Origin of the sequence: Reichenbachiella sp. (genome assembly GCF_033344935.1) — a bacterium.
Taxonomy (GTDB): domain Bacteria; phylum Bacteroidota; class Bacteroidia; order Cytophagales; family Cyclobacteriaceae; genus Reichenbachiella.
The window spans coordinates 35,860-61,466 of the sequence record NZ_JAWPMM010000001.1 but is presented as its reverse complement, the minus strand read 5'-3'; the positions used below and the strand labels follow the sequence as shown (position 1 = coordinate 61,466).

The following is a 25,607-nucleotide window of genomic DNA, read 5'->3' as shown; positions in this document are numbered from 1 at the left end:
TGATAGATAACAATTGAATACCACATAATTCTTTTCAGACTCAATTATACCAAATCCCAAAACAAAAAAGGTGACGCCGTCTTGACACCACCTTTTGATTTCATAAATCCATAGGTCAGGGTTTAAACCCTGGCCTATGATGAGTAATTGCATTAATCCAAAAATCTCAAATTCCTTGGCGTGTACGGCGCGCCGGCTGCTTTGAGTTGTTTTTTGAAATTGGCCATTTTCACTTCTAGCAGTTCTTTGGTGGCAGCGTAAACTGGCTCCAGTTCTTCTGCGGTGATTTTGTACACGTCCTGATGCGTTTGAGTAGGGGCTGAAGTGGAGGTGGCCTGTTCCCAAGCCAGTGATCCCACTCTGCTGCTCAATGATGGCACTTGTCCCATGTCCAGATCAGATTTATACGGATCACCATTTACTTTAATACTCAAGGCATTCAATTCGTCTTTGATGGATTGGTAAGTCGTCATCAATTCACTTTGTGCGGTTGGTGTTTCCAGAATAGCGGCTTTGATATATTTCATGTCACTATTCATTTCGCTGATGGCCTGGGCTACACTAGATACTCGGCCTTCCAATATACCGACCTTGGTCATAAACTCCGCCAAGGCGGCTCTGTCCGCTGCTGGCAAGGTGGTATTGTTGATCGGGATCAGATTGAAGGACTGCTTGCCTAGTACGGTTTCTTTGCCGCCTACAATGGAAGCCATGGTCACGCTGTAGTTGCCTGGAGGTACCATTGTACCTTCGTTGGAGCCTGCCCAAGGATTGTAGAAAGCAGGTGTGCTGAGGTCTACCGGGCCTTTAGGTGTATTGCGCAAGTCCCAGTTGAGACGGTTGATGCCTTTAGCCGGAGTGGTACTTAACTTTCTTACCACATTTCCTTTTGAATCTTGAATGGTAAAGAGCAGTGTCGGCTTCTCTTCTTCTTTTTCGGCTTTCAACGCCCCATAAGTTGGGAAATAATTGTTTGCTTTCTTTTTCAGATTTTCAGCTTCTTGCTCCTTTCGCTGGTCTGCTTTCGATTTGATATCCTCTTTGATGAAGTAAGTAAAGGTCACTTCAGAACCTAAATTTTCAGCTGTATAGAAATTATCTCCCTGCATGGATTTGCCCTTGAGGCCGTAAGGATAAGAGTATTCAAAAAGTAGCCCTTCTCTTACCGGAAAGAGCTCGGCAGTTTTGCTCAAAGCACTGCTGATATTTCTCAACGACGAGTAATCATCCAGCACATAAAAGCCACGTCCGAAAGTACCTAGTACCAAATCATTTTCGTCCTTCTGAATGGCCATGTCGCGCACAGCGATGGTTGGCAAGCCAGCTTTGAGTTGCTTCCATTCTTGTCCGCCGTTGTCGGAGAAGAAAGCACCGAATTCTGTACCTGCAAAAAGAAGATTGGCATCCTCATGATCTTCTTCGATGCAATAAGTAGAACCTCTTGTTGGAAGATTAGCTGTGATACTTGTCCAGGTGCTTCCTTGATCATAAGATTTCAAAAGGTAAGGCTTGAAGTTGCCTCGTTTGTGATCGTTGAAAACGGCGTAGATGACATTCTTGTCGTGTTTCGAAGTGAATACCATATTCACATATGTATTGGCTGGAATGCCGGGAAAGTTAGAAGATTTATTCCAGGATTGTCCGCCGTTTTTGGAGATTTGAATCAGTCCGTCATCTGTGCCTACCACGAGTAGATTTTCATCCAATGGAGATTCGGAAAAAGCCACGATGGTTCCGTAAGGTGAAGTAGAGCCATTTTTAGCAACAGCGTCCACACTCCAGATACGGTCCATGACTTCCAGTTTGTTTCTGTCTATTTGAGCAGTAAGGTCATCGCCCAGCACTTCCCAGCTATCCCCTCGGTCGTCACTACGGAATAGCTTGTTGGCCGCAAAGTACAGTCTTTGCGGTTTGTGGTTGCTAACCTGCAAGGGCGCATCCCAGTTCCATCGGTATTCATTTTCTCCTTTTCTTGGTTTGGGTTGAATGCCTTTTTGCTCTCCACTTTTTTTGTCGAATCGTGTCAAGCCACCATATTGATATTGCGCATAGACGATATCTGTGTTATCAGGATCGATTTGCGTTTCGAAGCCATCTCCATTTTGCGTAATGTACCAGTCCGAATTCACAATGCTGCTGGCACTCACTGTACGAGATGGGCCGCCCATGCTTAAGTTATCCTGAGTTCCGCCATAGATATGGTAAAAAGGCTTGGCGTTGTCTACAGATACTTTGTAGAACTGTGTGATGGATAAATTGGCTTTGTATGACCAGTGCTTACCGCTGTTCCATGTTTCATAAATGCCACCGTCACATCCAGCCAATAAGTGCTTGGTGTTTTCAGGATTGATCCAAAGGCAGTGATTGTCTACATGTTTGGAATCCTCACCTACATTTTTGAAAGTTCGACCGCCGTCTACCGAAACCTGCATCCAAGTGTCCATGGCATAGATTTTATCTGGATTTACAGGGTCAGGCACAATTTCTTGGTAGTAATTTCCACTTGAAACATAACTACCTCTTTTCTCCCATGACTCGCCCCTTGTGGTCGAAATATAAAACCCTCCTTCGCCGCGAGCGGCTTCTACGATGGCATAGATGTATTCAGGATTAGCCGGTGAAATGGCCAAGCCTATTCGCCCCAAATCAACTTTTGGTAAACCGCTGTTGATTTCTTTCCATGTTTTTCCACCGTCTGTTGACTTGTGGATACCAGAACCAGGGCCACCACCGATGTAGGTAAAAACATGGCGTCTTCTTTGATGTGCGGTGGCATAGAGCACTTCTGGATTTCTTGGGTCTAGATGGACTTCGTTTACACCGGTGTGCTTGTCGATATGCAAGACTCGGTGCCAAGTATCTCCACCATTGGTGGTTTTGTATAGGCCTCTGTCTCCTCCATCACTCCAAAGCGGCCCGATGGCAGCCACATATACTATGTCTGAATTGTTTGGATCTACTACGATCGAGCCAATATGCTCTGATTTTTCTAAGCCCATGTTTTTCCAAGTTTTACCACCATCTAGTGATTTGTAAACCCCATCACCGTAGGCCACACTTCGCTGGTTGTTGTTTTCACCTGTGCCTACCCAGATCACATTGTGATTGTTGGGATCCATGGTAACTACTCCAGTAGAGTAACTGCCTTGGCTGTCAAATATGGGTTCGTAGGTGTTGCCATTGTTGGTGGTTTTCCACACACCTCCTGAAGCCACGGCTACATAGTATTCCGTGGGGTCATCAGGGTTTACGGCAAAGTCGGCGATTCGACCAGACATCAGTGCTGGCCCGACGTGACGAAATTTTAGGCCATCGAACGAAGTCTGGCTCAATGCTGATTCTTCAGCTTTTTGAATAGAGAATTTCTTTTTGCTCTGTGCTGGAGCGACCAGCGTAGCAGTAATGAGAAGAAGGGTTAATAGATGTTTCATTTCTTGGTTTTTAATTCAATAGAATAAGAAAGGTACATCAAACAGAAGGTTAGTAACAAATCAAAAAAATGGAAATGGTGGATTTTTGGTTTGAGTGGGTCGTACTGGATTACTCATACGCACCGCCATGCGCTCTACCCCTCATGAATCTTCATCGCTTTTAGCGATTCGATTTCGAACTTAAGGTTCTCATCCAATGGCATAAATAAAAAATGACAGCCAAAAGGCTGCCATTGAAGTGGGTCGTACTGGATTCGAACCAGCGACCCCCGCCCTGTCAAGGCGGTGCTCTAAACCAGCTGAGCTAACGACCCGGTTGCGTGGGTGCAAATATATTTAATGTCCGCAATTTTCAATGAAAATGGTAGGCTAGTTGCTAGAGATAAGTGACGACTAATCAATAAAGCAATCCAAAAAATAGTGCCATAAAAGAAATCAAGATAAGTCCGCCTTTGAAATAATTTTTGAGCTCTCTGTTACTTTGGTATGGACTTTTGAATTTTGAATACCAAGATGCTTTGGGTATTTTCCGAAGAGGTACCGAATGCTTATTTTCGATATGTTTCTTAGTTTCCAAAAACTGCTGCCAATAAAACTAAAAATAACATACCAAAAACTATTAAACCGATTAGGATCAGTCCACCCTTTAAGGTGCTATTCGCTTCTTTTTTGCTTCTATATTGGCTAGTGAAGTTGAATGCATCAAATTCGTACTCACGTTCTTCCTTTCTTGAAGTTATGTTAGCATCCTTTTCAGAACCCCCTTGCCATGGTTTCTTTCCCCAAGCCATAAATAGATCAGATTAGTTTTCACCAATCTACATCATTTTGTAACTACACAAAAAAGATCAAGGTTTTCTTCGTGCTCCTCTCTAAGGAAATAATCACTTCGATCTATCTCGGTTACTAGCCCTTCATCTTGTTTTTGAAGGTTGTTTCGATTGAGCCTGTTGAGCAAGTCATAAGGAATTCTTAACAGTGCGTTTGGTAGTCTGTATTGTAAATTGAAAACATCGAATCGAGTAATTCGAGCTACTGACGCTCTATTCTGCTCATGATATTCCATCACTTTTTCATTACCCGCAATACCTTTCATTTCTACTTTGGAAAAAATATTACCGGCGAGGTCTTTCAATTCCTGATTGGTGTATTCGCGCTCATGCCATGGGTTTCTCGAAAGGGACATCTTAATATTGGGTGTGGTAATCACGGCTTGCCCACCTGGTTTTAATACCCGGTGAATTTCTTGTAGAAAAAGCTTGTCGTTCTTGATATGTTCGATCACCTGAAAAGTGATTATCGTGTCGATTGAATTATCCTCTATATTATCAAATGGAGGAAACACCGCTGCTCTAAATTCAACTTCCGGAAATTGTGGTTTCAGATTTTCTACCACTTCTTCGATTTTATCTAGCGCTAAATAGGTCTCTGCTAATGGAGAAAGTACCGCAATTCCTCGACCTTCTCCACAACCAGGTTCTAGCACTTTTCCTTTGATGTAAGGCTTGGCTTCATAATAAGCCTGAAGCAATCTTTGGTGTATTGGGTTGTCGGAGATGATTTTGTCCGACGCTATTTCTGTAGTGTATGTTGCCATAGGCCGCAAAAATAAGCCAATTTTATACGTTAATCTCTAAATTGATTTATATTAGTTTCATGTGCATTTTCAAATTCTTCAAAGTCGCTTTTGTTATTTTGTTCCTGTTGGTTTTGAACCAAAAAATCCTCGGTCATGATTTAACAAAAGAAAATTTCAGTTACTTGTATAATCATGATCCGGTGAAAATCGATCATCAAATTGCTAAAGAGGATTCGCTGTATAAACTGATACTAACTTTTCATCTGGTCAAAGTGCTCCCGACCGATAGTTTAGTTGGTTTTGAGCTTTCCGAGCAGAAAAAAATTAATTCAGGTCAAGAGGATTTGATTCAGCCAATAGCTATAAACATTGATTCTGGATTCATCAAAAATGTCATAGCACTTGATTTCTATGCCAAACCAGAAAATAACTATTTGGTGGTTAAATTTTCCTTTCTGGACCGCCCCTATTTATATGGAATTCCAATTAACGATGGGTTAGCATTCCCTCTATCTAATATTATCTATGGCGGAGATAATGAGGCCATGTTTTATAACGGTTATAAAAAAGGGGACTCTGTTTGGTTTGAAGAAATCGATGAAGAGAGAAGTGACGATGTACAATACTTTGCTTACTTGTACAAGGAAGAATTTCCAGCGGCCATTCCTCCAATGGTGGTGGAAAATGGAGCTACATCAGAGATGCTAAAAATTGATAGAGTGCTTGGTTTTAAGAGAGGAATGATGCTCAACAAGGCGGACTACCTCTATTTCGTTCAGAATGATACAGCTTCGGATAAGGGCGTTTCAATTCTAAGTCACAAAGAATATTATCCTCGAACAAAGAAAGTAGAAGAACTAATAGAAACGCTAAAGTATATATGTACTGGCGATGAATTTGAAGAATTGAATGCAGCTGAAGATAAAAAGTTGGCTTTCAATAATTTTTGGTTGAGCCATATTGATGATAAAGAGCTGGCTTCAGAAACAATCAAAAAGTACTTTCGGTCGGTCAAATTTGCCAATGCACTTTTTACAGATTACAAAAATGGATGGAAAACCGATCGGGGCATGATCTATATTGTGTTTGGGCCACCAGAGGTAGTGACTAAAAAAGAAGAGATAGAAATATGGGAATACAAGACATTTGATGGTGATTTAAAGTTTACTTTTGCCAAAACACGCAACTTATTTGTTCAATACCACTATTCCCTCATTCGCGAGAAGTCGCTCAATAAGGCGTGGTTTACGGCAGTACAACAATGGAGAACCGGAGATTTGTAAAGAGACCCCCAAGAAAAGAAGAGCCTGACAATATGATCTTTGGCACTCGTGCAGTGATCGAAACTATCAAATCAGGTAAAACGGTAGAAAGAATTTTCCTTCAAAAAGACCTCAAGAACGATTTAACCAAAGAACTGGTAGAATTGCTGAGAGGTTCAATGGTCACTGTGTCAAAGGTTCCTGTCGAAAAACTGAATCGATTGACTAGGAAAAATCATCAGGGTGTAGTGGCATTTGTTTCTCCAATTGATTTTGTGACGCTTCACAACATTGTGGCCAATAGTTATGAAAATGGATTGGCCCCTTTGGTGCTTATCTTGGATCGAGTGACTGATGTGCGCAACTTTGGGGCGATCTGTCGTTCGGCGGAATGCGCAGGAGTTAATGGTGTCGTGATTCCTACTAAGGGAGGAGCTATGATTAATTCTGATGCTGTTAAAACTTCAGCTGGTGCCCTGAGTTATTTGCCAATTTGCAAAGAAGACAGTCTGACACACTCAGTTAAATATTTGAAAGACAGTGGTTTTCAAATTGTCGCTTGTACGGAAAAGACAGAGAAAAAGGTGTTTGATGCAGATTTATCGGTTCCAACCGCCATTATCATGGGATCTGAAGAAGACGGTATTTCAGAAGAACTACTCAAAGCTGCAGATGAAAAATTGATGATCCCAGTCGTAGGCCAGATTGATTCCTTAAATGTATCTGTGGCTGCTGGAGTCATACTTTTCGAAAGTATGAGGCAGCGAAGCTAGAGGTATTTATCCCCTTTGAGCTTTTTGGCTTGCGCTACATATTCTCTAAACCGAGCATCCTGATCTTTCTTACACACGATAAGCACATCGTCAAAATCTCCGACCAAATATCCTTCTAGATTATCTAGTACAAGAAGTCTTTTAGTTTCAGATTTCACGATGTTATCCTTGCAATCACCAAGGATTACCTGGCCATCCACTACGTTGTCGTTTTCATCCTTTTCTCTGATTTCATGAAGGGAATTCCATGATCCTAAATCAGACCAGTCAAAAGTGCCTTGAACTACGAAGACTTCTTTCGACTTTTCTAGAATGCCATAGTCGATGGAAATATTTTCACACTGAGGGTAGATTTTATCGATATAGGCTTTTTCATTTGCCCCATAGTATTTGTCACTTCCTCCTTCAAATGCTTCGGCCATATCAGGCATTGAATTTTCAAAAGACTTCACAATGGCAGAAATGGACCAAACAAAAATACCTGCGTTCCAAACAAAGTCGCCACTTTCTAAAAATTTCTTGGCTAATGCCAGTTCTGGCTTTTCAGTAAAAGTTTTTACTTTTTTTACTTCAGCATTGTCTTCCAAATATTGAATGTAGCCATAACCTGTTTCAGGTCGGTTTGGTGTGATGCCTACGGTCAATAATTTATTTGTACCAACTGCGGTGTCAGTTGCAATTTTGATGACATTCGTAAAATTTTGTTCTTGAAAAATGGCATGATCGGCAGGTGTAACCACCATCACGGCATCTGGATTCTTCTTTCTAATTTTATATGCTGCATATGCGATGCAAGGGGCTGTATTTCTTCGGGCAGGTTCCGTAAGAATATGGTCTGGATTGATGTCAGGCAACTGTTCCTGGACCAGATCTGCATAGATGTCATTAGTTACCACCAATATGTTATCTTTGCTTGCCGTTGGCAAGAAACGCTGGTAAGTCATTTGTAGTAGTGATTTACCGTTGCCCAAAACATCGATAAATTGTTTCGGGCGAGAGTTTCGGCTATACGGCCAAAATCTACTTCCAACACCCCCAGCCATAATTACTACAAATACTTCTGATTTCATCCTTTTCTAAATTTGAATTGGACGACAAATATAGAAGGAGAATAATAGTATGCGTAACTAATTGATTAAAGAATTAGTAACAGGATTGTGATAGGATCATCTAGTATCAATTGATTTTATCATGGTATTTGTATAATTTAAATAATAATTAACCAGCGACCGGAAACGAAATTTTGCAGGGCTAACTGTGGTTAGCTCATTTTTTGTTAAATTATGTATCCGGTATATAAATTGAGAAGAAGATGATTGCATGCCAGGAGGATGAACTGAGGGGAAAACTGAAAGAAATATTTGGCTTTAGTAATTTCCGAGGTAACCAAGAACAAATTATTACCAACCTACTTTCAGGCCGAAATACATTCGTATTAATGCCGACAGGAGCAGGGAAATCTCTGTGTTACCAATTGCCAGCGATAATCAGTGAAGGCACAGCTATCGTTATTTCACCGCTGATTGCCTTGATGAAAAATCAAGTCGACCAACTCAATGCCTTTGGAGTCAATGCTCGCTTCATGAATTCTACTCTGAACAAAACAGAAATGAAACGAGTGAAGGAAGACACCTTGTCTGGAAAAGTGAAACTTCTATATGTAGCACCCGAATCTCTTACCAAGGAAGAAAACATTGAATTTTTGGGCCAGGCAAAAATCTCTTTTGCGGCAATTGATGAGGCACACTGTATATCAGAGTGGGGTCATGATTTCCGTCCGGAATATCGAAAAATAAAGTCTATTATCGGTCAATTTGGAGATATTCCAATTATAGCGTTGACGGCTACTGCCACACCTAAAGTGCAATTGGATATTCAAAAGAACCTTCAAATGGAGGAAGCTGATGTATTCAAATCTTCTTTCAATAGAAAAAATCTTTATTACGAAATCAGACCTAAGGTTGATGTAAAAAAGCAGTTGATCCGATTCGTAAAAGAACAAAAAGGCACCTCGGGTATTATCTATTGTTTGAGTAGAAAAAAGGTAGAGGAGATTGCCGAATTGCTTAAAGTAAATGATGTGAATGCAGCGCCCTATCATGCAGGATTAGAGAGTGGCGTAAGGATGAGACATCAGGATGGATTTCTCAATGAAGACATCGATGTAATCGTAGCAACTATTGCCTTTGGTATGGGAATCGATAAGCCAGATGTTCGGTTTGTTGTGCACTACGATGCCCCTAAATCCCTTGAAGGCTATTATCAGGAAACCGGTCGCGCAGGACGAGATGGACTAGAAGGTAAGTGTATCCTGTTTTATACGTTGGATGACATCATCAAATTGGAGAAATTCAATAAGGACAAGCCGGTTACTGAAAGGGAAAATGCCAAATTACTATTGGAAGAAGTGTCTTCCTATGCAGAGTCTTCTGTTTGTCGCAGGAAGCAACTATTGCATTATTTTGGAGAAGAATATATGGATCCTGATTGTTCAGATCGGGGCCTTTGTGACAATTGCGCTCACCCCAAAGAGCTTTTTGAAGGCCAAGAGTTCATTGCTAAAGCAATCAAAACAGCCATAAAAACAGAAGAGCGTTTTGGTATTAAGCACCTGGTTAATGTACTGAGGGGAATTGAAAGTCAATATGTGAAAAGCTATAATCACAGCAAACTGGATGTTTTTGGCATCGGCAAAAATGAGACAGAAGTATTTTGGCGCTCGGTCGTTCGTCAAACATTACTCAATGAATTTTTAACTAAGGATATTGAAAACATTGGCGTTCTAAAGGTGACTCAAAAAGGTCATGATTTCCTAAAGAAACCATTTTCGATTGAGTTGTCGAGAGACCATGATTATACGGTTGAAAATCTCGACCATGACAACGGTGTAGATGCTAACGGAAAAGCCCATGATGAGGATCTTTATGATATTCTCAAAGGAATTAGAAAAAAAGTAGCAAAACAGAAGGACCTTCCTCCCTATGTCATTTTCCAAGACCCGTCTTTAGAAGAGATGGCTACCACTTACCCAACCACCAAGGAAGACTTGGCTCAAGTCAATGGCGTTGGTATGGGTAAGGTGATGAAATTTGGCAAACCGTTTATTGATGCGATAGCCAATTATGTAAAAGAAAATGATTTGGAGACAGCTTCCGATGTGGTAATTAAATCTGCGGTAAACAAGTCTAAAATTAAAATCTTCTTGATCCAGCAAATCGACCGAAAGGTAGATTTGGAAGAAGTGGCTGAGATCAAAAACATTTCTTTTGACGAGGTACTTACCGAAATTGAAAACATTTGTTTTTCTGGAACTAAACTCAATTTGGACTACTACATTGATCAGTTCATTGATGAGGAACGCCAGGATGATTTGCTAGATTATTTTATGTCGGCTGATACGGATAACCTCGATGTGGCTATGGATGAGCTAGAACAGGACGGTTACTCTGAGGATGAAGTTCGATTGATGCGAATCAAATTCATGTCCGAATACGCTAATTAAACACCCAGATATTCTTTCAATTTTATAGCCGATTCATGAATTGGTTTAATTTTGCTTTCAACTCAATCTAGTTAATGACAGACAAGAATTGAGTTGCAAAATTGCCCGATAGGATTGTCGGGATATTATATCTCTCAAGAGAGTAAAATCGAATGTATTCATGAACGTACTTGTGATAGGAGCTGGTGGACGCGAACACGCGCTAGCCTGGAAAATCAAACAAAGCCCAAAATGTGATAATCTATATGTAGCACCTGGAAATGCCGGAACGGCTGCAGTTGCAGAAAACCTCGCCATTGGTGTCAACGACTTTGAGGCGCTTGGTAAAGCTGTTATGGAACACAACATTGACTTGATGGTAGTGGGCCCAGAAGAGCCATTGGTGAAAGGCATTCGAAATTATTTTGCTGCTCAAGCGGAATTGAAGGATATATTGATGGTAGGGCCAGACGAAGTGGGCGCTCAACTAGAAGGAAGCAAAGACTTCTCTAAAGCCTTTATGGTGCGAAACAATATTCCAACGGCAGGATCATTGACGGTGACTGCGGAGAACCTTGCAGATGGGCTGGAATTTTTGAAAAAGGTAGAGGCTCCTTACGTGCTGAAAGCAGATGGCTTGGCAGCAGGCAAGGGAGTAATTATTACAGAAGACATTAAGGAGGCCGAAAGCTCTCTTAAAGAAATGCTTGACGGTCAATTCGGTGATGCCAGTAGCAAAGTATTGATAGAAGAATATCTACATGGTATCGAACTTTCGGTATTTGTGCTGACTGATGGCAAGTCTTATATGACATTGCCAGAGGCCAAAGATTACAAGCGAATTGGCGAAGGAGACACTGGTCCGAATACAGGAGGAATGGGAGCTGTATCGCCGGTATCATTCGCAGATGAAGCTTTCATGAAAAAAGTGGAAGACAAGGTGATCAAACCAACTGTTGATGGTTTGCAGGCCGACGGCATCGATTTTATTGGTTTTCTTTTCATCGGATTGATGAATGTAAATGGAGAACCTTTTGTGATCGAGTACAATGTGAGAATGGGTGACCCTGAGACAGAAGTCGTGATGCCAAGAATTGAGTCTGATTTTCTTTCTCATTTAGCAGCAGCAGCTAAAAAAGAACTAGGCAAAGAGCAACTAGTTATAAAGCCTGAAACAGCCACCACGGTAGTAGCTGTGGCAGAAGGCTATCCTGGCTCGTATGAAAAAGGAAGAACAATGTCTGGTTTAGACTCTGACTTCAAGGGTATTGTTTTTCATGCTGGAACATCTCAAAAAGGAGAAGAAACTGTAACCAATGGCGGGCGTGTGATTGCATCAACTGGCTTGGGGTCGGACATTCAGTCTGCACTTGATCAGTCTTATGGAAACCTACAATTTATCCAATGGGAAGGCATGAATTTCCGAAAGGATATTGGTCAGGATTTGTTGGCACTCTGAGAAACCTCCGATTAGAAAAATATACCGTCATTTGATAAGAATGGGGATAACAATTCTTCATTATATTTAAGGCTGATAAAAGCAAAGACAACATGTCGGGATGCAGTACTTGCAGCACATTGACCGCTGCAGACGGAAGTATAAAAGGATGTAAGAGCAATGGCGGTTGTAGCAGTGGAGGCTGCAACAAGATGAATACTTTTGATTGGCTCTCTAATATGGAGACTCCTGCCAAATATCAATTCGACATTTTCGAAGTAAGATTCAAAAATGGAAGAAAAGAATTCTTTCGAAACTCCAATGATTTAGAAATATACCCAGGAGATCCGGTAGTGGTAGATGTACCCAATGGACATCATGTGGGGTATGTGTCCTTGCAAGGGGAGTTGGTTCGTCTTCAGATGAAGAAAAAGAAGGTTAAAGACGATGACGAAATTCGAAGCATCTATCGTGTCGCCTCACAAAAAGACTTAGAGAAATTTGAGTCGGTAAAGAACCGTGAAAACCCAACGATGTTTCGCTCGCGCGAAATTATCACTGAATTGAGTTTGGCTATGAAACTGACAGATGTCGAATATCAAGCGGATAATTCTAAAGCCACATTTTATTACTCGGCAGATGAACGAGTAGATTTCAGAGAGTTAATCAAAAGATTGGCTGGTGAGTTTAAGATTCGTGTAGAAATGCGCCAGATCAGTTTACGTCAAGAGGCTGGAAGGCTTGGGGGCATTGGGTCTTGCGGACGCGAACTGTGTTGTTCTACGTGGTTGTCGGATTTTAAGAATGTATCCACATCCGCTGCTCGGTATCAAAACCTTTCGCTTAACCCAAGTAAATTGTCTGGACAATGCGGGCGATTGAAGTGCTGCCTCAATTATGAATTGGAGACCTATATGGATGCGCTGAAGGATATTCCTAAAGTGGAGGCAGGATTGCTCACTGACAAAGGTGAGGCTCGCTTACAAAAAACGGATATCTTTAGAAAGATCATGTGGTTTGGGTATAAGAATGATAACGCCTGGATTGCACTGGATACTGATCGAGTAAAAGAGGTTCAAAAATTAAATGCTGAAGGCAAGAAGCCGGAGACTTTATTGGAAGATAAAGTGGGAGGTGAGAACCGAGAGTCACAATCATTGAATAGTGACTTGGAGCGAATGGATAAGAAATTCCGAAAGGGGAGCAATAACAAGCCGAAAAATAAAAATCGTCGCAATAAGAAGCGCGGAGGAAAGAATAAATTCAACAAGAAAAAACCTGATTAGACTCATGCTAAAATCAATTTATCAATTTTTGATCGTTTTCAGTGTTTCCTTATCTATGGTGGCCTGTGGTGACAAAACTGTTATCAATGAGCAATCGGATATTCAGGAAGGACTTTGGCATTTGGACTCTTTGGTTTCATTCCAATTTGAAATAGAGGACACCACATCTATTTATCAAGTTCAATACAATGTGAGGTATGCCGTCGACTACCCATATTATAACCTCTTTTTGAAGTATTATCTTGAAGATTCGGCAGGAGAAATGTTGTCTTCCGAACTTCAGGAATTGGTTCTTTTTGACAAAAAAACAGGGGAACCATTAGGCGAAGGACTAGGTGATTTATTCGACCGAGCAGTTCCAGTATTTGAAGATCAAAAATTTCCTTACGCGGGTGTTTATAACTTCAAGGTGAAGCAGTTTATGCGAATGGAGAATTTGCCCGGAATTTTATCTTTTGGGTTGAAGGTCCAGAAGCCTGAAGCTGAATAATCTACTTTTCAATTGAGCGTGCAATCATTCTATTGATTCGCTCCTTGATATGTTCTGCATCTATCCAGTACTGACGGCTGGAGATCATATTGAATGTCCAATTTTTCTGTTTGAGAGTGAATGGCCTGTAGACATGTGAGGCCTTGATAGAAATATCTTGATGGTATAAGTCATCATCGGTGATGATAGCGGCTAAATATTGGTCATGGTATTTCAGCGCCAAGTCTACAAACGGTAAAGTATGATCTATTTGCAATGATTCGAAATGCTCAAACCCCAATGCTTCTATTTTATTCTTGAGGAACCAAGAAGGAGAATGGTTGTCTGTTGATTTTTCGGCGGGGACTAAAGTTTTTTCAGATATGGCAAGGGCATATTCCAGGTATTTCTTCAAGAGCTTTGGTCCTTCGTTTTTAGTGTCATCTACCCGGAGTTGTTGAGGCATAATGCTGGTCACCAAATAGATTTTTTCTCTTGCTCTGGTCACCGCTACATTCAATCTGTTTTCGCCTCCTTCTGTATTTAAGCTGCCAAAGTTCATATTCATTTTCCCTTTTAGATCTGGAGCATATACGGTAGAGAATATGATGACATCTTTCTCGTCTCCTTGGATATTCTCGATGTTTTTTACAATCAATGAATCTGGAATGATCAAGCCATGTTCCAAGGCGTATTCTTCCAGAAAATCTAAAATATACATCTGCTGGGCAGCATTGAAGGTGACCACCCCAATTTCTACCTCTGGGTTTTTCTTTAATAAAGTTTCGATGATTTGAGCGACTCTTTCTGCTTCTTCGTGATTGGTGTTGTTTTGCCAGAAGCCTTCTACTTTCACATAATCAATGGCCGACTGTTTTAGGTTCAGATCATTAAAATCAGGAAGCATTTTTAACCGCTGTCCGTAGAAGTGTTCATTGGAAAACCGAATCAAATCAAGATTTTTACTTCTATAGTGACCATTGAGCTGAACCTGCATCAGGTACTGACTACCCAAATCAAGCAAAGAGTCAAAATCTAATTCGGCGATATCCTGTTCGTTGTCATCCTCCCAGCGGATTTTATACAAATCATTCGGACGTAGCTGTTTGTCGTCACCAGCAATTACTACTTGTTTCCCTCTGAACATAGCGGGGATGCCCTTTTCTACAAAACACTGAGAGGCTTCATCAAAGATTACTAAGTCAAATACCTTTTCCATAGGAAAGATGGCTGAGGCAGATTCTGGAGAGGCCAGCCAGCAAGGAATAAGATCAAATACTTCTCGAGGGTAATTGGCAATCAGCTTTCTAACTGGCCAAATACGCCTTTTTTTAGTGACCTGATGATAGACATCTCGATAGGTGACCCTATTGTTTAGCCTATTGTATTCTACGTTTTTATAAACTCTCTCTCTAGACTTTAACAGGAGTGTTTCTACACTCATTCTGAGCTTGTCCTTCACGCAATCCTGCAATTCTGTTTGCATGTCCTCGAATTTCTGCGAGGAAACAGAACGAAGAATAGGATATTTTAACTCTATATGTTCGATCCATGCCAAGCGCAAACTATTGTCAAATAGTTGCCACCAACTTTCGGCATTTACACGAGGTTCATTTTCCAAAAGTCTATTGACTATACTCAGCTCATCCTCTCGGAATTCAGACTGAAGTTTGTCGAATTCACATAACGAGTCAAAATCTTGTTTGAGTGATGAAAGCAGTTGCTCGATGTCCAACTGACCGGCAAACATGAGGCGTAGTTGTGGGATAGAAAAATACACTTCCCATTCTGCCAGTTTATTCCCAATGGGTTCCAGAGCGGTCAGTAAGCCGGCAAGCTGGCTCGTATATTCTGACTGATTTAACGTAAGTGGTGAAATGTATTCGTTCATATGGCGAATACCATCCAGTGTCGTTTGAGCTTCAGCGGCTTGTTTTTGATAGAAAAACCAGTTCTTTATCTCAATTTTAGAATAGACTTTAGGAAATGGGCGTAAAGCTGGTTCGTCCTTAAGTAAGCTTAGGTTGTGTTCAAGATTCAGTCTGTTGTCTACTTTTTGTACCAACGTATCAAATCCTGAGCGGTCACTTTTTAGCCCGTTATTGACAAGTACTCGAGTAATAAAGATCTTATCCTTTGAGAATAATTTCCACCTGAGCCATTTGAAGATACTTTTTCGTGCATCCAAACTTCGGTCTAGTGCTTCCTGAAATCTCCCGAGTTCTTCTGATTTTAGAGAGAGTTCTGCACCATGACCCTCATAGCACTGCATGACTAATTTTTCTGTCTCTACAAGTTTTTCTTTGCTTACTGTTCGCTGAACATTTCTTAGAACCAAATTCAGCGCATTAAAAACCAATGGATCTTTCAGAACAGATACCAGATGTTCTATTTCCTCATATTTTTTAATGATCTCGACCACATCTTCGAACGAGACCTTTTTGCCAATGGCCTTTTCTGTAACCGTTTCTAAGACACTGATGTAAGGCTTAATTTCATCCAGATGTTTAGAAATCAAATTGAGATCGGAGACTTTATGAGTAGAAAATGACTTTCGATTGAACCACGGATGATGTTCATTGAGAAAGGTTTCTCCATACTTGCTATAGGTTTCCAGCTTCCTTTTGAATTCATCAAGACTGTCAAATCTAAAATTTCGGTATTCTAAATTAAGCGGAATAGCCGATTCGTGTGGACTCGAAGTTAAGTACAACTCTTTTATAGAAAGGCCACATTCTGATTCGTCGAACAGGAATTTTTTGAACTCCGAAAGCTCCTCGTCAAGCTGATCTATTCTTCTACTTGTCTTTAGAAAGTTCCGTTCGAGTTGGATGGCGTCTAGTGAATTATTTACCGACTGGTAGTCTTCTAGTCGATCAATTTGACCTTCTAGCTGCTCATAGATGGGCTTTCTATCATTTTTGAAGTCATGGAGTAGGCCAATGAAATCATTTAATTCCTTTTCTTTTAGTCTTTCAAATACCACATCCAATGCCGCGCGCTTCTGACTTACCACAAGTACATTTTTGCCTCTAGCAATGTAATCGGCCACTAGATTACAAATGAGTTGAGATTTACCAGTCCCAGGTGGACCTTGGACAACAGCAGAATTGCCTTTTTTAATTGCCTTTATTACGTTCTCCTGATAAGCATCCATTTTAAATGGAGTAAAAGTCTGGTCTTCTTTTACTCGCTTGAGAAAGCGGTAGTAGGAGGTGTCGTCACTTTGTTCCTCATCCAAATTTCTTTCAGCAAAAAAGCCTTCTAAGGAGGATAACTTAGTGTGCTCGAGTAGTGTAAGGTAATCGGGTACCAGATAGGAGCCGGCCTGTGGGAAAATGCCAAGGACGGCTTCTGGGTAGAGTTTGAGTTCGCCATCCTTTTCCGATTGTTCCAGGTCAGCTCTTTTGAAAGGCTTGAATGAAGTGAGTTGATCTGTGAAATTATCTTGGTTGAAGTTTATTTCAAGTTTTTCCTCCTTCATTAATTCGTAAAGGTCGGTACGAAACCCTTTACTTTCTTTGTCAAAATCGTCGAATACCCTTTCAAGCAAATTTTCATTTGCCGGAAGCTGATTAAAATAGGCGTAGGCAAGTAGGAAGGACTTGTTCATGGTCACATTCACGTCCTTACGGCTTACTAAATACCAATCTTTCTTATCAAATTCTAAAGCAACAGGAAAAAATAGCAGTGGGCATCTGGCCAATGTGCCATCAGAAAATTTACCTTTTATAAATGGCCAGCCGATGTACAAATCTCTGGCACCTCGCTCTTCAAAAATCAAATGATCTTCTCTTTTGAGCTGTTTGAGTTTTTTAGAGAGATGGTTAGAATCTTGGTCTCTGCTATTTTGGATATCGCAAAGGGAGATTTTTGCCTTTCTTGCAAGTATTTCTTCTAGGATTTTAAAGGAGGGTTCGTTCTGTGCAAAGTCGAATTCATGAAGATCAATAAACTGACCAACAGGAAGCTTAGGCAGGAATATGGATCGACTATTTCCTGATAAATTGGTTAACCTTCTTAAGTACGACTGAAGTATTTCTCTCATGAGATAAGTTCTGGACGTAAAATAGAAAAGGATATTGATTTTCCCTAGGCACCCCTATCATTCTGTCGTTTCTACTTTCAGATAAGGTTTTATTCTTTGAAATAGGGAATCAGATATAGTATGAATTTTTTTCAAATCATCTACAGACTGGTAGTCGCCATGCTGCGCGCGGTATTTTATGATTGCCCGACTGGTTTTATAACTCAAATAAGGATGTTTGGCAAGAAAAGAAATGGAGTCCTCATTGATATTAATTTTCTTATTGGATGCAACCAGAACGTCAAAATCGTTCAACATTCGTTGATAGACTTCGGGTTTGATGCCATATACCTCTTGTAGTTGTTCGGTGCTGGTAAAACCGCCCAACATCTCTCTATATTTTACAATCCTTTCGGATAATACTGGTCCAATTCCTTTTACTAATTGAAACTGAGCAGTGTCAGCCAAATTCAAATCGAATTTCACGTTATTCTTTTCAACAACCATTTTTTCGATGGCTTGTTTGAATTTTGGTAAAGCGGCTTTGGGCTGTGTTTCAGGTTTTGGTAGGACGATATAATCGTAGTAAGCTGTTACTAACTTTTGGTTGATTCCATATATTTTCAGCAAGTCCTCTTTTTTTCTGAACACCCCACCTTTTGCTCTATAATTGACAATTCTCTTTGCGATGTTCTTTTTGAATCCAAGTTGCACCCATTTGTCGCTGTTGATTTGATTTGGGTCGAAGAACGTAGGAATGAAGGTCACACCGTCGTCGGATTTGAGTTTACTTTTTGATTCTTCCAGCCAAGCTCGAAGTATGCGTTGATCCTCTAAATCGCTTTGGGTGGAGTTACTGGCTAGTACAGATTTTAAAATTGAAGGAGCTGCGAGGATCAGCAATAGGATAGGAACTAATAGGAGAAGGCCATTGGTTTCCGAGGCTGAAAATCCGAAGAATAGCCTAATTCGATTTTTAAGTTTGGTTAGCACAGAATAAAAATAGTATTATAACAATTAAAATCATATTTAATTCTTCTTAATGAAATTTTACCACTAACTGAGATTTCGATATTCTATATTTATTCAAAAACGCTTAAGATATGTCTTGGATAGAGGAAATTGATTACCAGGAGTCCAAAGGGAAATTGAGAAAGATCTATGATCGAATCAAAGGACCTGGGGAGTACATAGATAATATATTGAAAGTACATAGCCTGAGGCCATATAGTTTGGAAGGTCATATGGCGCTCTATAAGTATGTGTTACATAATAGTACGAATGACACACCGGTTCATTTTCTTGAAGCTTTGGGAGTGTATGTGAGTATGCTCAATGGTTGTTCCTATTGTGTAGATCATCATTATGAGGGTATGAAGAGACTGTTGAAAAATGATGAAAGGGCTGAAAAGATAAACTCAGCATTTCGAGAAGATCAACCTGAACAGGTTTTTTCTGCACAGGAATGTGCGGTGTTTGACTATGCCAGGAAGCTGACTTTAAACCCTGCCAAAATGATGGAAGAGGATGTCGTAAAGCTTCGAAACCTGGGGTTGACAGACGGTGAAATACTTGAGATCAATCAAGTGGTCAGTTATTTCTGTTATGCCAACAGGACGGTGCTGGGATTGGGTGTGAGTACAGACGGAGATATCTTGGGCTTATCACCTAATGACCAAACCGATGAGGATAACTGGTCGCATTCCTAAGGAATAGAATCTTTTCTTTCATAGGCTCCTATATCAGGCATGGCGTCTCGTGTAGTTCCTAAAATATCATGAGTGACCAAAGAGATTAGTGCTGAATCTCTGGCGTTGGATAGGGAATCAATTTGATAATCATAAAAGTTAGGAGCATAGAATCCTGGGTAGTTGTCTTCCTGGCTTATAAAGTTGTTTAGAATGGCCCAGCTTTGATCAGACGAACGGATGATGTTTCTTTCTACGTTGACAGTAGCAACTGCCGCGGAAGACAAGTCTACAGCCAACTCTTCATCTTCTCTTCCCCAAACGATAGAATTGGTCAGTTGGAGAGATAGTTCGTTGGCCAGTATTGTACCATCACTGAATTCTAAATAGTTGGTAAATCCGACGGAAGCTCCCTCACGAGTGAAATCATTGGGCTCGTTGGAAAAAGTACAATGGTTAAAAGTGTAAATACCGCCAGCAAAGCCACCAAACAATTGATTTTGGCAATGAAATATCTCGAGGTTATGTGCATCAATAGTTCCCGCAAAGGCTGCGATGCCTGATTCAGACATGTGTTGTATTGAAGTGTTGCTTAGCTGTAGTTCAGCTCCATCCCCATTATTCAAATTTATCGCCATGATAATACCTGTAGTACCGTTCTTGATAATAGCATGATCAATGAGGTTACCCGTGCTGCCTGGAAAGAAAAATAAACTTCCCCATTGACCAGGAGCTTCGTCATATTTTGCATCCAATCGAGTGTCAGAAATTTCAACTTTTTCATCTGAGGTACCTTGAACGACTATGGAGCCTGCAATGGTAAACAAAGCATCATTGTCGATATAGATTTTTGTACCTGCCTCTACTATAAGTTGGCAACCTTGAGCCACCCATGCGGAATCATAAACGACATATGGGCGCTCCTTGGTCCATGTGGTATTGCAGGTAATGGCCTCATTATTGATAAATACAGCATCCTGACCCCAGGAGACCAGCTTGATGCTTTCTGATCTTGCATTATATACTATTTCTACAGAATCTTTGACTAAAAATGGTAGGTCTTGGTCACTGGGATCTATTAGGACTTCCACTAAAACCAGTAGGCTGTCATTTCCATAAATGATCTCATTTTGGAATGATTTATCTTTTGCACCATTCACAGTAAGAGAATAGGAAGACTGATTTCCTGTTCCCAGCGACAATTGATTCAGTTGAATAGCTTTGTCATTGGGATTGTAGATTTTAAAGCGTTTGGTAATACTGCCAACCGAACTGAATAATGTATCAAAAGTGATGGTATCTGTAGAGTAGGTGAGCCTTAAGTCAGGGTCAAATGAAATCTCCTCTGTCGAAGGTTCGCACCCCAACATAGCGAATAAGCCTACAATACAAAACAATATGGAATGGCGAAGGAGTTTCAAGACTAAACTTCCCCGTCTTTTAATTTTTCAGCATTTTCAGCTATTCTCAATTGTTCTATGAATTCGCCAATTTCTCCGTCCATTACAGTTGGCAAGTTGTGCTGAGAATATCCTATTCTATGATCAGTTACTCTTCCTTGAGGGTAGTTGTAAGTTCGAATTTTATCTGATCGGTCTCCACTTCCGACCATGGATTTTCTTTGCGCACCGACTTCGTCGTTGTGTTTTTTTAATTCAATGTCATAAATTCTACCTCTGAGCACTTTGAGGGCTTTTTCTAGGTTTTTGATTTGGCTCTTTTCATCCTGACAAGAAACCACCAAGCCAGTAGGCATATGAGTCAAACGAATAGCCGAATAAGTCGTGTTCACAGACTGACCACCTGGCCCACTCGAACAGAAGGTGTCTTTTCTTACATCATTCATGTCGATCTGCACATCTACTTCTTCCATCTCAGGCAGCACGGCAACAGTAGCTGCCGAAGTATGCACACGCCCTTGAGTCTCAGTAGCTGGTACTCGCTGTACTCTATGAACTCCAGATTCAAATTTCATTTTACCATAAACATCTTCACCTGAGATCATACTTATGATTTCTTTGTAGCCTCCAGAGCTGCCTTCGGTCAAATCCATCACGCCTAATTTCCAGCCTTGTTTTTCGCAATATCTCTGATACATTCTGAAGAGGTCTCCTGCGAAAATTGCAGCTTCATCTCCCCCGGTTCCAGCACGGATTTCAAGGATACTATTCTTGTCGTCGTTAGGATCTTTTGGAATCAACATTTGTTTGATTTCCTCCTCTAGCTCTTCTTTTTTTGGCTCTAACTCGTCCAATTCCATTTTTGCCATTTCTCGGAATTCAGGATCTTTTTCGGTTTCCAGAATTTCTTTCGAATTGGTTAGGTTTTCAAGGACGATTTTATATTCTTCGTATTTATTGACAATCTTTTCGAGGTCCTTATATTCCTTGCTCAGTTTTGAATAGTAAGACATATCCGACATGGCGTCTGGCTGAACTATTAGTTGTCCTACTTCTTCGAATCTATGCTTGATTTCCTCTAACTTCTCTTTCATTTTCAACAAATTTGAAAGCAAATCTAATAAATACTCGGTTGGTTATTTGATGAAACTAAAGATTCCAAAAGATCCTTATTCATCCTTTTGGAATCTAAGCTATCTAATTCTCGTAAACACTTTTTTAATCCAAGACACCAGACGAAATTTACCTCATGAATAAGTTTTTCGCTTTTCCACTTTTAGGGTTATTTATTTCTTGTCTATCTCCCGATGATATCAGTATTTCCGCAGATTCTGATATTGAAATGTTAGATCAGACTTTGAAATCGCTTGCCGAAATGCAGACGGGCCATCAGCTAAACAAACTGGTGAAGTTGGATGAAACGGAAGAGGTTTTGGTTCTTGAATTTGATACTACATTAATCAAGAAAGATTTAAAAGCACTTTTGGATGTTTCGTACTCAAGATTGATTAGGTCAACGAATTACTCCAAAATCCAAATAAAGGACAGCGTTATTTTTGAACGGAAAGCGAAGGAAAAAAAGGGGCCAGTATCGGTCGTGCTAACTTTGGATAATGGGAAGATTAACTTCTGTGAGGTAAATTTTCAAAATGAAAACTATCTTTATCAAGAGAATCAAGCTATTCAATTGACCTTAGTGCAAGGAAAATTAGATAGTTATAAAATTGTTGGAAGCAGAAAGCTTATCGGCCTTGATCCCTCTAGTTACCAAATTAAAGTAAACCTTATCAAATATTAGAGTTTTAGCAAAGCTTCAAAGAAGCCCATGTTTTCTGCTTTATTTTTCACTACAAGGCATGCAATTTCGCGATCGTAGCTAATCAAGTTGACAGCAGTGCTCCCTTTTAATAGGGAAGCCATTTTAGTTCTTCCTCGAGAGGCTACGATAATCATATCTGCATTTCTTTCTTTGGCCATTTCGTAGATGTTATCCGACGGGTTTTGGTCTTCATCCAATTCGAATATAACTTCAAATTTTGATTCGTCTACTGAGTATTCACGTTTAAACTGCTCATACTCACGTCTTTTATTTTTGTCCATGATGTCAGCCATCTCATCATAGCTTTTGCCTGTATGTGTATAGCCAGACGGCACGAAATAAACATGATGCAGCAATATTTCGATATCTGTAACCTTTTCTTTGAAATTCATAGCTGCATTAAGCGCAGTAATAGAGCTTGCCGAAAAGTCAAGCGGGATAATGACTCTGGATAATTTTAGCTTAGCTGTCGGTGGAACGAGCAGTACAGAGCATTGTGCAGCATTGATCAACCGAGCCGCGTGCTTTCCTGTAGATTCAGATTTTGGTTTAATGCCTAAAATGACCAAGTCTACAATTTTAAATTCAGACCATTTTAAAATCTGAACTGCATTGTTTCCTTGATGGATTTGCATTTCGGTTTCACAACTAGCAGTAAAGTGCTCCTGAATTTTTTCCTGAAAGTATTTTTTGACTTTTAGACTTAAGTTTTTTTGAGCAATATGAACAAAGTACACCTTTTCACACCCCGTGAGTTCCGCAGCCATGGAGCTGTATTGTATAATGTGCTCATCGAGTGGAGTAGAATCCAAACAGACCAGAAATTTCTTCAAGTATTGCATGCCAGTTGATTTAATGGAAGTCGAATGAATTAAAATTAACCTAAATCTTTAATAATTAGCTTGATGTAAGATTGAATTTTTAATTCATTGATAGAATTATTCAAGATACTTGGTAAACCACTTTTGGAAAACGTAAAGCCCCCAAACACGTGCATGGCTATCCTCGGGGTTTCTTGAGAACAATTGCTTTTGGAGTGCCATTACTTCATCCCAACTAAATAAACCCTGGCTTTCAATCAGGTCTCTATCAAATAGATGTGTAGTGAGTTCATTTTTTAGTGAGGACTTGAGCCAGTCTAGTAAAGGTATTTCAAATCCCTTTTTTGGTCTATTATATAGTTCTGATGGAAGGATATCGCGATATGCATCTTGCAATATTCTTTTTCGGATTGAGCTATTAATTTTCATAGACTCAGGTAGGCTAAAGACAAATTCGACCAATTCATGATCTAAAAAGGGCACACGTACCTCTAGACTATTAGCCATCGACATTAGATCAACCTTCTTAAGCATATCATTAGGAAGAACGAATTCTGAATCTAACCTTAGAACGTCATTCATGTCCTTGTAATTATTCATAGAATTCATCCATGATATTCTTTGCTCATTATTTAGAAAGGGCTTCGTTAGTAAATCGTCGACTTTGGATTGTGAAGTAAAAGAAGCCAAAAACCAATAGCGATCCGCTGGGCTGAGTTTCATAGCTTCAGCAAATCGAACCACTTGCCTGGCTGCATTACTAATTGCTCCGGATCTTGATTTAGGCATGAGCTTAGCAAACGGCTGAGCCAGAGCAATAAGTGTCTTAAATTTTGTGTTGTATTCGATTTTCCACCAGGCTTCATGTTTGTTGTATCCAGAGAAAATTTCATCTGCACCGTCTCCAGAAAGGGCCACGGTGACATGCTCTCGTGTCTTCTTGCTCAGTAGAAAAACTGGAATAGCTGATGAATCTGCAAAAGGTTCATCGATGTGATCTACAATATCAGCGAGATGACTAGTAATCTCGTCATTGGTAAGTTTGAACGTGGTGTGATCTGTTTTGAATTTTTTGGCAACTAATTCGGCATATTGCGTTTCATCGAAGAACTTATTGCTCTCAAATCCGATAGAGAAAGTCTTAAGTGATTGGGTTTGACTGGATGCTACAGCTGTTATCACACTGGAGTCTATACCACCGCTTAAAAAACAACCCAAAGGAACATCAGCTATCATTCGTCTAGCCACGGACTTTTCTAGAAGCGTTTGCAGCTGGTTTTTTGTTACATTGTAATCAGTGAAAGTATTTTCTTCGTCAGCCGGTATATTATAATATCGCTGTATATCAACTTTTCCGTCTTGGATAAAAATATAATGTCCGGGTTCAAGTTTTTTCACTCCCTCAATCATGGTTAAAGGAGCAGGCGTGTAATTGAGTTGTAGGTAATAGTTAAGTGCTTCAGGATCGATTGCTTTGTCTATCCCAAGAGCCAGCATGGCACTCATTTCAGACGCAAAAAGAAACTTAAACTCATCTTGGTAAAAGAGGAGTGGTTTGATGCCCAATCTATCCCTGGCTATAAATAGTGATTTTTCTTTTGTGTCATAAATGGCAAATGCGAAGAAGCCATTAAGTTTATCTAAACAGCGCTTTCCTTCTTGGGCGTAAAGGTGGAGTAAAACTTCGGTATCTGAATCAGATTTGAATTGGATGCCTTTTGAAACCAATTCTTTTCTGAGGGATTGATAATTAAAAATTTCACCATTGAAAGTAATAATGTATCGACCATCCATAATTTCGAATGGTTGATTTGCGTTTTCGCTTGTATCAATGATCGAGAGTCGCCGATGACCCAATCCTACCAAATGATTGATATAGGTGCCATGGTTATCTGGGCCACGATGAGCTAAAGCTAAAGTAGCTTGCTCCAGGTTAGTCAGATTAAATCTACCAACTTCGTTAAATGCCAGAATGCCTGTGATGCCGCACATATTTTGAGAACTATTTTTTGTTGTTATTTGAAGTTAACCATGTTCAGGTGGTATTGTCCTCAAGTCGGACGGGCTCCTACCGCCCGGCGGCACGGTTTTTTCAGCGGTACGCCGCCGCAGTGCCAAAAAAGTAGGCAAAAG

Annotated in this window: 18 protein-coding genes and 1 tRNA gene; 8 read left to right on the top strand and 11 right to left on the bottom strand. The window is 40.3% G+C overall.

Going from position 1 to position 25,607, the window contains the following annotated elements:
* Positions 1–152: 152 nt before the first annotated feature.
* The 4 genes from R8N23_RS00280 to R8N23_RS00265 all read right to left on the bottom strand — a co-directional run bounded on the left by R8N23_RS00280 (position 153) and on the right by R8N23_RS00265 (position 5,028).
* Complete coding sequence (locus tag R8N23_RS00280) at positions 153–3,431, bottom strand: VPS10 domain-containing protein (protein WP_318169551.1); 3,279 nt, start codon at positions 3,429–3,431, stop codon at positions 153–155.
* A gap of 239 nt (positions 3,432–3,670) precedes the next feature.
* Positions 3,671–3,745 (bottom strand) — tRNA-Val (locus R8N23_RS00275).
* A gap of 252 nt (positions 3,746–3,997) precedes the next feature.
* Positions 3,998–4,222: a hypothetical protein gene (locus tag R8N23_RS00270; RefSeq protein ID WP_318169550.1), complete on the bottom strand. Its 225-nt coding sequence runs from the start codon at positions 4,220–4,222 to the stop codon at positions 3,998–4,000.
* A 32-nt stretch (positions 4,223–4,254) separates the two neighbouring features.
* Entirely contained in the window at positions 4,255–5,028 is a 774-nt protein-coding gene (locus R8N23_RS00265; RefSeq protein WP_318169549.1) for a class I SAM-dependent methyltransferase, read from the bottom strand.
* A 182-nt stretch (positions 5,029–5,210) separates the two neighbouring features.
* Between R8N23_RS00265 and R8N23_RS00260 the strand changes: the two genes are divergently transcribed.
* Both R8N23_RS00260 and rlmB read left to right on the top strand, forming a co-directional pair.
* On the top strand, positions 5,211–6,293 hold the full coding sequence (locus R8N23_RS00260; RefSeq protein WP_318169548.1) for a GWxTD domain-containing protein: 1,083 nt from the start codon (positions 5,211–5,213) through the stop codon (positions 6,291–6,293).
* Positions 6,272–7,045, top strand: coding sequence for a 23S rRNA (guanosine(2251)-2'-O)-methyltransferase RlmB (rlmB, locus tag R8N23_RS00255; protein ID WP_318169547.1), 774 nt, complete (start codon positions 6,272–6,274; stop codon positions 7,043–7,045). The genes R8N23_RS00260 and rlmB overlap by 22 nt, the downstream gene beginning before the upstream one ends.
* On the opposite strand, the gene R8N23_RS00250 is transcribed toward rlmB, so the two are convergent.
* Positions 7,042–8,115 carry a mannose-1-phosphate guanylyltransferase gene (locus R8N23_RS00250; RefSeq protein ID WP_318169546.1) on the bottom strand — a complete coding sequence of 358 codons (1,074 nt, stop codon included), beginning with the start codon at positions 8,113–8,115 and terminating at the stop codon, positions 7,042–7,044. The genes rlmB and R8N23_RS00250 overlap by 4 nt on opposite strands.
* A 242-nt stretch (positions 8,116–8,357) precedes the next feature.
* Between R8N23_RS00250 and recQ the strand changes: the two genes are divergently transcribed.
* The 4 genes from recQ to R8N23_RS00230 all read left to right on the top strand — a co-directional run bounded on the left by recQ (position 8,358) and on the right by R8N23_RS00230 (position 13,740).
* The gene (recQ, locus tag R8N23_RS00245) at positions 8,358–10,547 is read left to right on the top strand and encodes a DNA helicase RecQ (RefSeq protein WP_318169545.1); all 2,190 of its coding nucleotides are present in this window, start codon (positions 8,358–8,360) and stop codon (positions 10,545–10,547) included.
* Between the two features lie 160 nt (positions 10,548–10,707).
* Positions 10,708–11,985: a phosphoribosylamine--glycine ligase gene (purD, locus tag R8N23_RS00240; RefSeq protein ID WP_318169544.1), complete on the top strand. Its 1,278-nt coding sequence runs from the start codon at positions 10,708–10,710 to the stop codon at positions 11,983–11,985.
* Positions 11,986–12,077: 92 nt separating this feature from the next.
* Positions 12,078–13,250, top strand: a complete 1,173-nt coding sequence (locus R8N23_RS00235; RefSeq protein WP_318169543.1) for a regulatory iron-sulfur-containing complex subunit RicT — start codon at positions 12,078–12,080, stop codon at positions 13,248–13,250.
* A gap of 4 nt (positions 13,251–13,254) precedes the next feature.
* The gene (locus R8N23_RS00230) at positions 13,255–13,740 is read left to right on the top strand and encodes a gliding motility lipoprotein GldH (RefSeq protein ID WP_318169542.1); all 486 of its coding nucleotides are present in this window, start codon (positions 13,255–13,257) and stop codon (positions 13,738–13,740) included.
* 1 nt (position 13,741) lies between these two features.
* Here R8N23_RS00230 and R8N23_RS00225 read toward each other — a convergent pair whose 3' ends face one another.
* Both R8N23_RS00225 and R8N23_RS00220 read right to left on the bottom strand, forming a co-directional pair.
* A complete protein-coding gene (locus R8N23_RS00225; protein WP_318169541.1) occupies positions 13,742–17,767 on the bottom strand; it encodes an AAA domain-containing protein in 4,026 nt (1,341 codons plus the stop codon).
* 57 nt (positions 17,768–17,824) lie between these two features.
* Positions 17,825–18,739 (bottom strand): ComEA family DNA-binding protein, encoded by a 915-nt coding sequence (locus R8N23_RS00220; RefSeq protein WP_318169540.1) that lies wholly within the window; start codon positions 18,737–18,739, stop codon positions 17,825–17,827.
* A gap of 110 nt (positions 18,740–18,849) precedes the next feature.
* Between R8N23_RS00220 and R8N23_RS00215 the strand changes: the two genes are divergently transcribed.
* Positions 18,850–19,455, top strand: a complete 606-nt coding sequence (locus R8N23_RS00215; RefSeq protein WP_318169539.1) for a peroxidase-related enzyme — start codon at positions 18,850–18,852, stop codon at positions 19,453–19,455.
* Here the strand turns inward: R8N23_RS00215 and R8N23_RS00210 are convergent.
* Positions 19,452–20,804: a hypothetical protein gene (locus R8N23_RS00210; RefSeq protein WP_318169538.1), complete on the bottom strand. Its 1,353-nt coding sequence runs from the start codon at positions 20,802–20,804 to the stop codon at positions 19,452–19,454. The genes R8N23_RS00215 and R8N23_RS00210 overlap by 4 nt on opposite strands.
* Before the next feature lie 53 nt (positions 20,805–20,857).
* Entirely contained in the window at positions 20,858–21,928 is a 1,071-nt protein-coding gene (gene prfA / locus R8N23_RS00205) for a peptide chain release factor 1 (protein WP_318169537.1), read from the bottom strand.
* Positions 21,929–22,083: 155 nt separating this feature from the next.
* On the opposite strand from prfA, the gene R8N23_RS00200 reads away from it, so the two are divergent.
* Positions 22,084–22,632 (top strand): hypothetical protein, encoded by a 549-nt coding sequence (locus R8N23_RS00200; protein ID WP_318169536.1) that lies wholly within the window; start codon positions 22,084–22,086, stop codon positions 22,630–22,632.
* Here the strand turns inward: R8N23_RS00200 and R8N23_RS00195 are convergent.
* Together R8N23_RS00195 and asnB are read right to left on the bottom strand one after the other, a co-directional pair.
* Positions 22,629–23,495, bottom strand: a complete 867-nt coding sequence (locus tag R8N23_RS00195; RefSeq protein WP_318169535.1) for a universal stress protein — start codon at positions 23,493–23,495, stop codon at positions 22,629–22,631. The genes R8N23_RS00200 and R8N23_RS00195 overlap by 4 nt on opposite strands.
* 96 nt (positions 23,496–23,591) lie before the next feature.
* Positions 23,592–25,466, bottom strand: a complete 1,875-nt coding sequence (gene asnB, locus R8N23_RS00190) for an asparagine synthase (glutamine-hydrolyzing) (protein WP_318169534.1) — start codon at positions 25,464–25,466, stop codon at positions 23,592–23,594.
* Positions 25,467–25,607: the final 141 nt, after the last annotated feature.

What these genes read in the sequence shown, in the direction of transcription:
- purD (WP_318169544.1), top strand. Translation starts at nt 10,708, where the DNA reads ATGAACGTACTTGTGATAGGAGCTGGTGGACGCGAACACGCGCTAGCC.
- prfA (WP_318169537.1), bottom strand. Translation starts at nt 21,928, where the DNA reads ATGAAAGAGAAGTTAGAGGAAATCAAGCATAGATTCGAAGAAGTAGGA.
- R8N23_RS00200 (WP_318169536.1), top strand. Translation starts at nt 22,084, where the DNA reads ATGAATAAGTTTTTCGCTTTTCCACTTTTAGGGTTATTTATTTCTTGT.
- R8N23_RS00250 (WP_318169546.1), bottom strand. Translation starts at nt 8,115, where the DNA reads ATGAAATCAGAAGTATTTGTAGTAATTATGGCTGGGGGTGTTGGAAGT.
- R8N23_RS00210 (WP_318169538.1), bottom strand. Translation starts at nt 20,804, where the DNA reads ATGTTGGGGTGCGAACCTTCGACAGAGGAGATTTCATTTGACCCTGAC.
- R8N23_RS00235 (WP_318169543.1), top strand. Translation starts at nt 12,078, where the DNA reads ATGTCGGGATGCAGTACTTGCAGCACATTGACCGCTGCAGACGGAAGT.
- asnB (WP_318169534.1), bottom strand. Translation starts at nt 25,466, where the DNA reads ATGTGCGGCATCACAGGCATTCTGGCATTTAACGAAGTTGGTAGATTT.
- R8N23_RS00195 (WP_318169535.1), bottom strand. Translation starts at nt 23,495, where the DNA reads ATGCAATACTTGAAGAAATTTCTGGTCTGTTTGGATTCTACTCCACTC.
- R8N23_RS00265 (WP_318169549.1), bottom strand. Translation starts at nt 5,028, where the DNA reads ATGGCAACATACACTACAGAAATAGCGTCGGACAAAATCATCTCCGAC.
- R8N23_RS00215 (WP_318169539.1), top strand. Translation starts at nt 18,850, where the DNA reads ATGTCTTGGATAGAGGAAATTGATTACCAGGAGTCCAAAGGGAAATTG.
- R8N23_RS00270 (WP_318169550.1), bottom strand. Translation starts at nt 4,222, where the DNA reads ATGGCTTGGGGAAAGAAACCATGGCAAGGGGGTTCTGAAAAGGATGCT.
- R8N23_RS00230 (WP_318169542.1), top strand. Translation starts at nt 13,255, where the DNA reads ATGCTAAAATCAATTTATCAATTTTTGATCGTTTTCAGTGTTTCCTTA.
- rlmB (WP_318169547.1), top strand. Translation starts at nt 6,272, where the DNA reads ATGGAGAACCGGAGATTTGTAAAGAGACCCCCAAGAAAAGAAGAGCCT.
- R8N23_RS00280 (WP_318169551.1), bottom strand. Translation starts at nt 3,431, where the DNA reads ATGAAACATCTATTAACCCTTCTTCTCATTACTGCTACGCTGGTCGCT.
- R8N23_RS00225 (WP_318169541.1), bottom strand. Translation starts at nt 17,767, where the DNA reads ATGAGAGAAATACTTCAGTCGTACTTAAGAAGGTTAACCAATTTATCA.
- recQ (WP_318169545.1), top strand. Translation starts at nt 8,358, where the DNA reads ATGATTGCATGCCAGGAGGATGAACTGAGGGGAAAACTGAAAGAAATA.